The 13,630-nt window shown below is 50.7% G+C and carries 4 protein-coding genes; all 4 read left to right on the forward strand.

Annotation, left to right across the window (positions count from 1 at the left end; genetic code table 11):
* Positions 1–321: 321 nt before the first annotated feature.
* The 4 genes from BM344_RS16090 (at position 322) to BM344_RS16105 (ending at position 13,583) form a co-directional block, all read left to right on the forward strand.
* Positions 322–1,197, forward strand: coding sequence for a LysR family transcriptional regulator (locus BM344_RS16090; protein WP_091992205.1), 876 nt, complete (start codon positions 322–324; stop codon positions 1,195–1,197).
* 700 nt (positions 1,198–1,897) lie between these two features.
* Positions 1,898–2,806, forward strand: coding sequence for a peptidylprolyl isomerase (locus BM344_RS16095; RefSeq protein WP_091992206.1), 909 nt, complete (start codon positions 1,898–1,900; stop codon positions 2,804–2,806).
* 59 nt (positions 2,807–2,865) lie between these two features.
* Entirely contained in the window at positions 2,866–3,333 is a 468-nt protein-coding gene (locus BM344_RS16100) for a DUF2147 domain-containing protein (RefSeq protein ID WP_091992207.1), read from the forward strand.
* Between the two features lie 80 nt (positions 3,334–3,413).
* Complete coding sequence (locus tag BM344_RS16105; RefSeq protein ID WP_091992208.1) at positions 3,414–13,583, forward strand: immunoglobulin-like domain-containing protein; 10,170 nt, start codon at positions 3,414–3,416, stop codon at positions 13,581–13,583.
* The last annotated feature ends 47 nt before the right edge of the window (positions 13,584–13,630 follow it).

Here is a 13,630-nt window from a genome sequence, read left to right on the forward strand (position 1 = left end):
AATGTCAATCTATGAGATCAAAAAAAGCATATAGTCGGGATTGGGCATTCGCAAATAGGTTGTTCCTTCGGTTCTCCAGAAATCGTTGTTTATCATCTGATTTCAAAAAGGTTTTTCATTAGATTTGAATGTCTTATCGAAACCGATAAAAAAACCTAATCTTCGAGTTAAGTTTCTGTTTGATATATTGAAATAGGCAAATTTCTCTTGTTTTGTGGATGTTGTGGTCATGCCAAAGTTTCTTGCCCCAGGCTGTGTGTTGACCATGAATATTGATTATCATTGGGCATCAGTTCTATGTGAGTGAATCCTGTAAATGCTATGAATATTCGATCTTTAGAAACGTTTGTCTGGATTGCGCGGCTCGGTAGCTTTCGAGCGGCCGCTAACCGGGTGCATGCATCACAGCCCTCTGTCTCTGCCCGTATTTCCGGCCTCGAGGATCAGCTGGGCGTGGAGCTCTTCAATCGTTCTGTACGAAAAGTCACGTTAACGGCAAAGGGGAGGGAGTTTTTGATCTATGCCGAGAAGATGCTTGCCCTGCATGCTGAGATGATGCATTCGGTTGCCAAATCTACCGCGATGCAAGGCACGGTGAGGATGGGCGTTTCGGAGACCATCGCCCACTCTTGGTTGCCGCAATTGGTTGAACAAGTGAGTGGAGTTTATCCTGCTCTGAACCTTGAACTTGAAATAGACATCTCCGTCAATTTGTCTGAGAAGCTCATTGACCATGAAGTTGATATTGCCCTACTCATAGGACCGGTGACTCAACCAGGCATCCTGAATCAGAAGTTGTGTTGTTATCCGTTGATCTGGGTAGCAAGCCCTAGGTTGGGAATAGAGAATAGACGGATGTCGCTATCTGAGTTAGCGACCTGGCCGATAGTCACTTACCCCAGGAAAACTCAACCTCACACGGTCATTCGTTCATTGATTGATCCGATAAATCACTCCACCAGAATCCACTCCAGCTCATCGCTTTCCAACATCATTCGAATGACGATCGATGGGCTGGGTGTTAGTGCGTTGCCTGAAGAGATTCTAGAAAAGGAGCTCCGTTCGGGTGATCTGATACAACTGGACGTTGATGTAGAAATGCCGGATCTAGAATTCAATGCCGCCTTTCGGGGTGGTCCTGGGGCGACCGTTGTTCAGGCGATCTCAGAGCTTGCCGTTGACGCGGCGCAGCGCTAAGCGGTGTCCTGTTAATCCGTTAGGTGTTCATTGCAGCTAGGCCATTTGGCCCACTGGATTCTGGACTTCTCTTCCAGAAAATATCCCGTCCGAGTGCGTGCCCATGCTCACACTCACACAAACGCTCTTTCACTAGCTACGCAGCTGGCTTGTCGTAAAACGGTCGGAGCGACATTAGAGCCCTTGGATCCGCGTCTGTATAAAGAATGAACCAACAAAGGCGTTCTAAGTTTTGGATCGTGAGCGATACAAAACTCCGATTTGATATTTTTCTTATGTTCGGCTACTCGAATCATCAAATAATCTACATAAAAGCATAATCAAGATAAACCTTATTGCAGTATCATTTTTATAAATCCATAAGAATCATGCTGATAGATTTATTAATCGTTGATTGATGAAAAAAATTCTTGAATCTAAGTCTGATTAAGTAAGTGTTTTTAAGTCGAGCTTTTTGAATCATATTCAGTTTTAGTTGAATCAGATTCAGTTTTCTCAACGTGAATTACATTGAGGTTCTTGTGAATTAAATTCAGCGTTGAAATTGAATTCAATCCGTCCTAAGTTGGTTAGGCACTATGTTGCTCTGAGATGGATTTATAATCGATGAGCAGCGTAAAGAAATCCTTGCTTCTGAAATACGGTCCTTTCGAGTTACGTCAGTGCCGCTTTTCCGTGGTCATGGTATTGGATAAAGCGAATGAAAAATAAAAATATGAATGGGGCCTTAATTACATCAATTCTTGGTCACATGTTTCTCTCCTTTAAAGTCTTCGTCTCGCTGTTATTTCGAAGATGTCTCCTGATCGGCGTTTTGTCGCTTAGTTCGGTTCTAACCGCCCATAGTGCAGCAGGCGAGCAGATATTGGTTCGGGTCAACGATGACCCGATCACACAGCGGGACCTTTCGATGCTGCACCAGACTCTCAATCCGCAAACTCAGGGTCAACAGCTTAACCAGGAGATGTTGTTGGACCAATTGATTCATTTATCACTGATTCGACAGGAATTAAAGCGGCGGAAATTTCATCTTGAACCTCTGGTTGTCGAAGCCGTCGAGTTGCAGAGAGAAAGCCTTTTATCGGCATTGTTCATTCAAAAACTCATGCAAGAAATGATGCCCTCTGAGTCGGAGCTTCGCGAGGCTTTTCAGGAGCAACAACTGATGCGCATGCCCGCTAAGGAATATCGGCTGGGCTATCTGTTGGTGGAGAAAAAAGATCTTGCGGACGAGCTGATTGGTCGCCTGGACAAAAACGCTGACTTCCAACGGATGGCCAGCGAATTCTCTATCGACCCGAGTAAGACCTACGGCGGAGATCTGGGATGGGTTAACGCGTTTCAGATCGATGCTGGGCTGGTTGGGGAGCTGGAAGAGCTTTCAGTGGATGAACACAGCAGTACGCCCATCCAGAGCGAACGGGGCTGGCAAATTTTGAAGATGCTGGCGAAGCGTCGGACCCCAAAGCCCAAATTTGCGCAAGTTCGGCAAGAGCTGGCGGAGCGCTTAGTGGCGCAGAGGCTTGAACACTACCTCTCTGAGTTGAAAGGTAACGCGACTATCCATTTTCCGGAGCGGGGTCAGCCCGGGTTCGCCGGCAAGGAATAGATCGTGTGTTGATAAACCAAGAGAGAAGACCGGCAATTGTTTATGCATGAGGCAGTTCGATGAAATATTTCATTCTGATTTTGTGTGTCTTTTCGTCTTTGGCCCAGGCTCGTGAGTCAGTGTTCGGCGTTTGGGAAGTGGTGGATGAAGACACAGAGCAAGTTAAAAGCGTCATTCTAATCACAGGAACCGATCAGCAGATCAAAGGCGAGGTCATCCAGCTTTACCACCCAGAGTTGCCAGATGAGCTCCCCAGATGCGGAGCTTGTAACGGCGCCCTGGAGAACGACCCTATTGTCGGCATGACGATACTGCGTGGGTCCGTTAAACCCGCCGACTCCGACAGGGGCGACATCATTCTATTGGATCCGGCCACCGGAAAGACACACGAGGTGAATCTGGTGCTGGAGGACGATGGCTTGAGACTCAGGCTGGATAGTACTGCTCCCGATGGTTACTCGGGCAGCCCGGTGTTGGGCAAAACCGCAGTGTGGCAGCGACCGGTGGCGTCGAGGGATAAAAGCTGAACCAGGGCCTGACGACAGTTGATCTCTGGTTTTATTGGCAGTTAACAAGAATTGCAAGTTTTCTTTAGTGGGAGCGGGTCATGTTTCGAGCAGGTTTCAAATCACAGAAGGGTGTTTGCGGCATTTGGATTGGTTGGCCGCTCGTGCTTTCGGGCTTGTTTTTTGTAGGCACTGCGTCATCGGCACAACTTGGAACAATAAGTTATGGCGCATCTATTGATCACTACAACGATCTCAACGTGACCGTGCCTTTCGATCTTCCCGTTGGCGCGGGCGGTCAATCCATCGGGCTGAGCCTGGATTACAACAGCTTCTACAGGGATTTCCCGATAGGTCAGCAAGATATTTTGGTGACGGACGGTTCGGATACTTCGACGATGGAGAGAGTCGGGCACTGGGTCCTTGGTGGGATCTCCTACATCCGGAAGTGCGACAAGCTTGAGAATGGGCAGGATGGGAATGCGTTGAGCTCGGATCTTTGTTTGTTTAACGGGTTTGCAGAGGTGCCATTGATACCGGTGACTCACGATGCGGCTGGAACCAACATCAATAGTGATCTCTGGGATTTTTATCGGGTAGGAGAGGGCGGGGGACAAGAGTCTCTGGGAGCGCTCGTCGTTTACCGAAAGGATGATACTCAGGACGCCAATGATGTATGGGACTACTACGAGTTGCGTGATACCGAAGGGCAGACCGTAACCAGGTTCGACGAACAGGGCTCGGCAACAAATGGCGCTTCTGGTTCGTCGAACACTTATTGGCCAAGCAAGATTGAGGACCGGTCAGGCTATGGCAACGACGTCACGTATACCTACTACAAAGATGGGACTTCAGTGTTTGGAAGTTCGCTCGCACCGAGAACGATTGAATATTCGAAAGACGGTAGTGGTGACAGTTACATCTTGGTGGAACTCGACTGGAACTCTATCGAAACGAGCGGCGAGCAAGGTACGTTAACCCGAGGACCGTTTTTGGACCGTGTTCGAGTGAGAACGGGTAAGCCGGGTGAGCGAGAAGAGAAGTACTATTACAGCTTAAATTACCGACAACTTGCCGACGGTCCGCACGGTTCCGTTTGGCTGGATGCCATAGATAAATGTGACTCAACTGACGTGGTTTGTGACACGTTAGATTTTCAACATAACGATGCAACAAGCTTGATGGCTACTGACGCATCGGGTAATGGGCAGTTGCAGACGATAATGCAGGTGCAAAAAGAAGGCGCTAGTGGCCTGAACGGAAGCAAGCTCGTCTACAACATTGACCAAGCGCTTTCTTCAAGCTCCCAGCCCGGCCCTAATACCAGCTATCAGGTCTCAATGACGGTTGACGACCTTCCAACAGTCTCTCGAGCCGTATCGTCGGTCGCTGATTACCGACTGAGTTCGGTCTACCCGTCCCGACAGTTGGTTACCGATCGTGAACTCAAAGAGACGGTTGGTTCAGACACGCTTGCGATCGCGAAGACCACAATAGAATCAAGCGTTAACACGCTTACCTTTGGTCTGCCCGCTGAGACGACGACGTATCGCGGGTCCGCAAACCTCGGTGAGTGGGATAAATCGTTAGGAAAGACGTCCAACGTCAAGCTCACATACGATGCAGTAGGTCGAGTTGAAAATCAGGAGTCTTCGGTTTACGAGCGTAATTTGGCGAATGACGCCGATGTTCTTTTGTGGAAGGAAACGACACAAAACTTTTACTATGGTAATGACTACACGCCAACTGGCACAAATGAACCCGTTGATGACTGCACGGATACTTCGGGATCATATATGACGACTCGTATCCTGGGCCAAAATTTTAAAAATAACAAACTGTGTCAGACGATAGTAAGCGTTGAAAATAGCAGCGCTGATTCCTCGGCGAGTGAGTTCCTCAATAAGGTTGTACGGCTTACCTACGATACCCAGGCTGTACAGCCGACGGATCCATCAACGAATATGCCGCAGCCCCACTCGCGCAACGCACTCCTTACGATGGATCGCTGGACCTGTGCCAGCGATCACCGTAAGAGCTCCTGTACTACCTTAGGTGGCAGCTTGCCATCGGGCCGGCTCACAAACACTCAGACTTACGGGGAAAATTCTGGGAACAACCTCTACCCATCCCGAGTTCATACATCGACTTCGTCCGGCAAGCGGGGGGTAAACGGGACCCGTGCAGACTCGCTCAAAGTAACTAACTCCTATGACCTCAGGGGAAATCTCGTTCTCGAGGCGCGAGAGTCAGTTGACAGTGGAGTAATAGAATATTCGGGATGGCAAATTACGCCAGACCTGTTTGTCGGATTAACCAAAGCGTGGTCAGGACCGGCCAGCGCGACCGATGCAACATTGGTCACCGACTATGGCCCCTATGATGTGGCTTTCGGGATCTACGAGTCAATATCAACACCAACGGGGGGCGGAAATAGCATACAAACGAGCTTTACCTATGACGAGTTGGGGCGCAGGGAAACAACTACCCGTAATGGCATCGTTACCGCCACTCACGTCAGTTCTGAAATTAGCAGTCATTGTCCTGCCGGCTTAACTGAACCGCTCCGTAATGCGGCTTACCAAATTACCGAAAGTCAGACCGGTAAAAAAGACATCGTCAGCTGTTATAACGTGCGCGGTCAGGTGCTTCGCGAAGTTTCGAGAGATGAAGTCTATCAAAATGCCTTTGGGTCAGAGGCGGTGCTTTATGTGGATTATTTTTACCTCTCCGATAGTCAACTGCTGCAAAAAAAATCGGCGCCCTACAAAGTCGGCGGTACTACAGGAGGGGGCTACAAGGCAGTACCACCCAATGGTGAAACGGTGTACGAATACGCTGGCGGCCGCGTCAAAAAGATCACAGAAAAACGTACTGGCGTGGTTTCGGATTTGGTGGCTGAGTATTCCTATTCTGGCTCCAGCGCGAACAATTCAAGTTCGCCAACTCTCAATTATCAGGTTACAACTGTCGAGCGGACAGACAGTGCCGGCTATACATTAAAGGAAGTCATATCCGTCGGACCTCAAGGCACCGCTCAAGAAAGCTTGTACCAAATCGATTCAACGGGTACGCAGACAAACATTGGAAATAAAGCGACATATCACTATTACGATCCCGAAGATTTCATTTACCGATACCAAGTCCGAGTCGATGTTGATGCCAAGGATGGCAATGACGCCCCCGCTATGACTGATGGCGTCGTGGATGCTTATTACCTTTATGACAGTTTCGGCAACTTAGTTCAGGAGTTCGGCGACCAGATCGGACGTCGCTATTACGCTTATAACGATTTTGGCCAAAGAGAACGAACCTACATAAGTGGCAAGACACAAACGCGAATCGCTGAGGATTACGATTATCTCGCTGATGGGTCCGGTCGATTATTCTCTGTTGTTGATATGAATATCGGAACGACCGAAGCCGATATGCCGATTATAAGATATCGATATGATGATTGTGATAACGGTTGGAATAAATTGTGCTCTGTATCTCGCGGAAACACATTAGCGGACGAATCAGATATTGACCCCGCGACTGAAACCACAAAACTTTCATTTGACTACAACAGCAAAGGGCAAGTTTGCCGTCAAACTCAAGACGTAAAAATGCAGGACAAGGAAAAATACAAGGCGTTTGACATGTTCTACGCCTACGACTCTCTTGGTCGTCTTCAAGACATGCTTTACCCGGACACCTTCAGTGATCGCGCTTATGGCGAGGCAGGCTGCGTGTCGATTCGAACCATCGTAGACAGTGAGCAGGATTTTCTCGACCGTTTGTTCCTGAATTACACATACGATCCTGCCGGCAACCTAGAGGCTGTGAGCGAATGGACCGGAGACGGTGAAAAGGTTCCCGTTTGGAAGCAGACAATAAAAACCGTGGGCTTAAATTCATTGAATGAGTTTTCGAGTACGGTCGCCCTTGGTAACGACCTACTCAGGCACACAGTCCGTATGGATGCGAAAGGGCGCGCCACTTACAACGGCCTCTCCAAAAGCTATAAAGCCTATACCACCCTCCGCAGTCAGTCACACACCTACGATATTAACGGCAATATAGACACGGTTCAGGAAAGGTTCAGCGGGAAAGCACCGAATGCGAATCTCGCAATGGGTTATGACTCCAGAGATCGTCTGACAGATGATGGCTATGGAACGACTATAACTTATGGCATTGGCGGCAATATAGACTTCCAAGAACTTGGATCGCTGAGACAAAACTACGTTTACGAGACTTTTGCCGTCGATGGCACGGCGCCTTCTGCTACGGCATTACGGCTGGATAGGGTCGCCGAGGAGGGGGCTGGCAATGTATTTGACCTTGCATACGATGACCGCCTGTACGTCTCCAGTAATACGCTGGTAGCCCCCAGTGACGTTCGACCGAATATCAGCGACATCATTTACAATTCTGCCCGACAGCCCACTTTCTTCAAGACTCAGATCGCTGATGAGCCGGCATCCGAGACGTTTCTTGAGTATGGCGCAAATGGCCTGGTCTACCTTGAAGAAAATACGATGTTCATCGATGACGGTTACCCCAAGGTCGACACTCAAATGATGACCTATTTCATGGGTGACTTTTTCGAAGACAGCACATATGAAGGCAACGGCGAAAAGATCAGGATCCAGAGAGCATACGTGTTTGCCGACGGGCCGAATCCGGTTGCTGCCGTGAAATACAGCGCGTCGTCTGGCACCGCTACCTCTACAGAGGGTTCGGGCGGATCGGCGCGCAGAAGACTGGAGGCTGAGTACTGGGATGATGCCTCCAGCTCGGATAGTGACGGACTCCATGATGTCTTCACGCGCTCTTCGGACAATGAAATGTATTTGGAGTTTCTTGGGGATACCGAGTCACATTTCATCCAATGGGATGTCATTGTGGACGAACCTGGGCTCTACGACATTTCATTTCTTTACAACTACGATGATTCTCCTGGTAGCGACTCCAGAACGCTGGAGCTGTGGGTAAATAACAACTTCGTAAGTGACGCAGAGCTCTATCATATTGGGGCTCCGCCTTCGGTGGACTGGCTGACTTGGAGTATGTCGAATCGCGGCCTTGGGGCAGTGCAGTTGGAAGAGGGTGTTAATACCATTGCCCTTCAGTCCAAAAACGAATCAGCGCCAGGACGACTCTATCTTGACTATATGGAACTCACTTTGGTCGATCACAAAATCGACCAATTGGAGTTTGCAACTGCAAAACAGTCTAGTATTGATGGCGATGGCCCGGGTTTCGGGCCTCATGTTGCCATTGATGGTATTACCGCATGTGATTATGCGAGTGTTCCTGATGCCAGTCGTACCTCCACTTGGCTTACCAGTCCAAACTTTAATCATTGGTGGCAAGGTGACCTCGGGGTAAAAACTACAATCTCAAGCATTCGAGTCCACGTTGGCGCCGATTGCGGTACGTGGGCAAGGCAATGGCTTGATAATTTCACGGTCCTGATCTCCGACACTGATTTCAGCCAAATCTACACTGCCTTCGACTCCGCTGAAGGAATGTTTGAGAAGGCAAAAGAAGTCTCTAGTGTGTATAAATCACAAAGTGTCTCATTGGATACAGGCGAAACCAAATTCGACTGGCTTGCGCCTGATGGCGGCATTGAAGGTCGTTACGTTAGCCTCTGGACCGAAAAAGGCACACCGATTCAGGTCACCGAAGTTGAAGCGTTTGGCTATGACTATCAAGGCACTGGCGTATTGAGAGAGCTTTGGTCCGATATCTACGGATACAGGATACATAACTTGACGAGCAGCGCTGCATTCCCGACCCAAGTCTCGTCCGTCTATCCCCTTTCAACTTTTCAAGATGAGCCAAACATGGGGGATAACTTTGGTACTCGCACAAGGGGCTATTTAACAACTCCAGTTTCTGGAGACTACGAGCTGGAAATAGCTGCGAACGAACAAACACAAGTTTTCGTAGGAGAGGGCTCGCAATGGAATACCGGAAGCTCCGAAACTAACAAGTTTAATATTGCCACCGTGGACGGAACCGATACAACAGGACCTACTGTTGTCACGCTCGCTGGCAGGTCACCTAATCAGAAATATTACATTGAAGTTCTGGACAAGGAAGCGATTTTTGACGACGAGTTTGTTATCAGATGGAAAAAACCCGGTGATGCTGTATTTTCCACGATCCCTGAAGAATATCTCGAGATCTATGCCGGTCCCGTATGCGGTGCGTTGACGGACTGCCTCCTTGCCGGTTCAGCGCCCCTCGGATACGGAGCTAGCGACGTATTGCAGTCGGAGAATCGCCAATACATCGTTGGCATCGACCCTTTCAACAACTATCGAGTGACCTTGCAAAACGCGAATACCGGGGAGAATCTCTGGGACAGCGGATCCGCAACCGACAGTAACACTGCAGAAAATCCCAAACTCTACTTCGTTGGCGACGGGGTCTCGGCCGAGGGAGACCTCTATATTTACCACAGTGGTACACAGGCCGCTTGGAGTGCCGATACCGCCTGGCCCCCGGAACGTCTCCAGTTGACTAATGATGGAGTCCTACAGCTGCTGGACAGTCGAGGAGATGTCATCTGGCAAGTCGATGGCAATTCTCCGGATGGGTGTCGAAGCGATTGTCGAGTTGCCGACAGCCGGGATCCGGCCATCGAATTTGCGGACGATCTCGGGTTTGAGGCACCCCTTGCCGACGCAAAAAACGCGTTTATCCGGTTGATTAGCTCAATGACCGACACATCTTGCAGCGACAACAGTTGCGGTAAAGTCACTGAGATCGACACGATTGATCTTGAATCCGAAGACTTCGTCAGTCCCTATGGTTGGGCTCGGGCTGGGGAAGTACTGCGGCTCTCAACTGAAAATGCCGATCTGGACTACCTCTTCAAGATCAATATGCGTTCCCCATTCTCTCCAATTCCTAACACCCCAAATGCGATATGCACTGACAATTCGGGCGCCTGTGAATTGACGATTAAGGCGGTGTGCCGATCCCCAACCTCTTCAACGACATGGTCTGGCCCTCGTTACTGCGAGACTTGTCCGACGGGAAGCACTTGTGGCTCGGCGACTTCAGATTATTCAGAGTACTTTGTCGACGGCGTTGATGATGTGATCAATCCCGAGTTGGAATCGATCGCTGGTCACTATCTGGTGCTGTTCCAGGCCACAGACGGCGAGTCTAATGACACCTACCGAGCTCTTGGAATTGAAGTTTCTCCGCTTGCCCTGCTTAGCTCCGTAGATAAGTCAATGCCGATTACCGACCTTACGCTGGATCTTACTTTAATAGATAGCTACGGTTCAGACCTGCCCGCGGAAGGTGCAGTTGCCCGCGCCTTTGATGGCAACGGCCTTCATGTCTCTGGCAATCGGCGCGTTTCTCATCCCCTCGCCAACAGCTACACCATTACCGAAAATACGGTTCTGCAGTTTGAATCCCTGATTGCAAACCCCGGCGATGCCATAGCGGTTGGACTTGATAATGATGCCGTTGAGGATCCTGCCCTTACCTTCAAATTGGCTGGCGACGGAACATTCGGATTAGAGAGCGCCGTACCCTCCTATGAAAACGGAAAAGTTCAGAAATACGCGGTGGATGTGGGCGACTATCTCGCTGCAGGCACGACCGTTGATCGGCTTTTCATGATGGCTTCAGATTCTGACAAAGCAGGTGGGTTGGCTGACGCTGTCTTCAGGAACGTCAAGATTTACGAGCGAAAGAATTCCAAAGTGGGTCCCGTGATTTATCCGAATGGCCCGACGCCTCTGGAGGTCTCTCAGGGATCCGACTATGTCGATCCTGCAACTTGTGTGGATGATATTGATGCCAATTGCGATGTTATCGTTACCGGAGAGTCTGTGAATACCGCAGCTGTCCTAGGTACGAGCTTCACACTTGAATACGACGCAGTGGATTCCATGGGCAACCAGGCTGAGCAGATTGTGCAAACCGTGGTCATAGTTGACCCGGCCACGCTCGATCCATTTCCCACACTGACCGACTCCGAACTCTGGTGGGGTACCGACCCGGCCACCAAGCCGGTCGTCAACCAGCATGTGCTGGAAAATCATCAGCATACGGTTCTGGCAGGTGAGGGTATCTGCAGCTCCGTGTATGTGCCTACCGACAGCGGCCCGGTCACTGGAATTGAAGTGCGCTTGCGGGTCGACGATGGTACCAATGAAAGTTGGGTGGCGGCTCACTGGGGGGAAGCAACTCCCTCAGTGCCGGGTAGTAAATACCTTGGCAGCGTACCGTATGCTGATGGTGGCTGGCACAAGTTGGCGGTCGATCTGGCCAGCGGCTTGCAGGACACCAGCGGTCAGCCTGTCGCAATTGGTGCAGGAGACGTGATCTCAGGCTCGGCCTGGACGATGCACCGTGGCGCAGAAATGACCGAGATCTGGTGGGACGATTGTATCGCCAATCAGGATGACTTGGGCCCGGTGATTACCTTCCCCAACGGCAACCCCCACGGCCTGTTGGTGAACGAAACCTTCAATGACCCAGGGTATGAGTGTACCGACAGCAAGGATGGCGCCTGCACCGTTAGTAGTATTGATATCAGCCAGTTGGACACCAGCACCGAAGGCACTTATCCGGTCTATTACACGGCGACGGACTCGGACTTCAACACGACGGTAACCACACTTACTGTGATTGTGGACAGCACGGCGCCAGTAATCACGGTGCTTGGGGGTAACGCCGAAGTATGGGTGCAAGGTGCCTATGAAGAGCCTGAGCCTGCCTTCTCCTGTGATGACGGAGGCGTCGACTGCACTTCGGACGTTTCGGTTGACCTGAGTTCCGTAGACACCAATGCGCTCGGCACCCATCGGGTGACCTACAGTTACACTGATGCAGCGGGCAATCGGGCGCTTGAGATACGGGATGTCACGGTTAAGTTTGCCCGCCGGGTCGAGGCTGAGGATGCTGATGCTTCTGGTGGTACCGACCTGGTCCAATACGCGCCTATGACCAGCACGGCCATCAGCCCATACATCACCAACAAGGTCCAGGGGTACCGGAATTGGAGCGGCATGACTGACGTTCTAGCTTGGACGGTCAACGTCGATGCCGCCAGCACATACGATATCCGGTTTGCTCTGGGTTGCGGCCCGACCGTCAACGGCGGGTGTTTCGACAGGGATCTGGATCTGTTTGTCAACGGTGCCTTTGCTGGCCTGATCGACATGCAAACTGGTACGGGGGGTTGGGAGAACTTCATCGTACAGCCGGAATTCCATGTTAATAATGTGGACCTGGTGGCTGGTAGCAACACAATCGAGCTCCGGGTCGCCAGTGGCGCAAGCTATGACGGCCCGAATGTCGACTACATGGAAATCATCTATGACGACAGTAGCGAGTGGACCAACACCCACGCTCCCGAGGTTGAATTGTTGCTGGGGAACCCGGGTGATCCCGCCGACGGATCAATGCAGCTGGAGTTGAATGATGCCTTTGTGGATCCCGGATACACCTGTATCGATGATGTTGATGGTGACTGCCATCATACCGTCTCTGGAAGCACTACGTACGTTGATGGCGTAACCGGTAATAGCGGAACAGCGGGCACCTATACGGTCACTATCAATGCCCAGGACACGGCGCCGACGCCGAACGTCATGCCTCAGGTAACACGCTCTGTCGAGATTGTTGCGGGTATTCCCTTCGGCAATGGCGCCCATCGGGACATTTACAACGGTATTGGGAGTGGTAACGGTGTATGGCAGCTGACGGGCCATAGCAAGTACATCAACGGCACCCCCTCTACGTCTGGAAATATCGGGCAACTGGAATCAAGCCATGCGGTGACAGAGGGCGGTTGTGGCGATACCTGCGGCCAGGAAATCATGGCTTATCTGCAGGTGCCCGTTACCGGCGAATACACATTCTATGTTTCCGGTTCGCGTGGCACCGACCTTCACATGAACTTGAATGGTGATCCTAATGGCCCGCTCATTGAAATTGCTGAGATTCCGGGCACCAATTTTGTTGGTTACGTGAGCCCGCTCGACAAAACGAGCGCTGAGTGGACGACATTTCCCGAGCAGGTCTCTACCTACTTCGACCATGATGGTGACGGTGTAACCGGTGAGACCATCAGCCTCACGGCGGGCGATGTAGTTTATGTAAGGCTTCAGCATAAAACCGGCTGGGGCGGCTGGAAGCATGTGCGTGCGGCTTGGGAAGTGGACGCCACAGACCCGACCGAGGATATCGCCTTTGAAATCATCCCGGGTATACATCTGGCACCCTTCGACCGGCTGAACCAATAGCCTTTGGACCACTTTCGACGGGAGCTGCGTTCGCAGCTCCGTTCTGA

This window comes from Marinobacter gudaonensis, assembly GCF_900115175.1.
GTDB lineage: Bacteria > Pseudomonadota > Gammaproteobacteria > Pseudomonadales > Oleiphilaceae > Marinobacter > Marinobacter gudaonensis.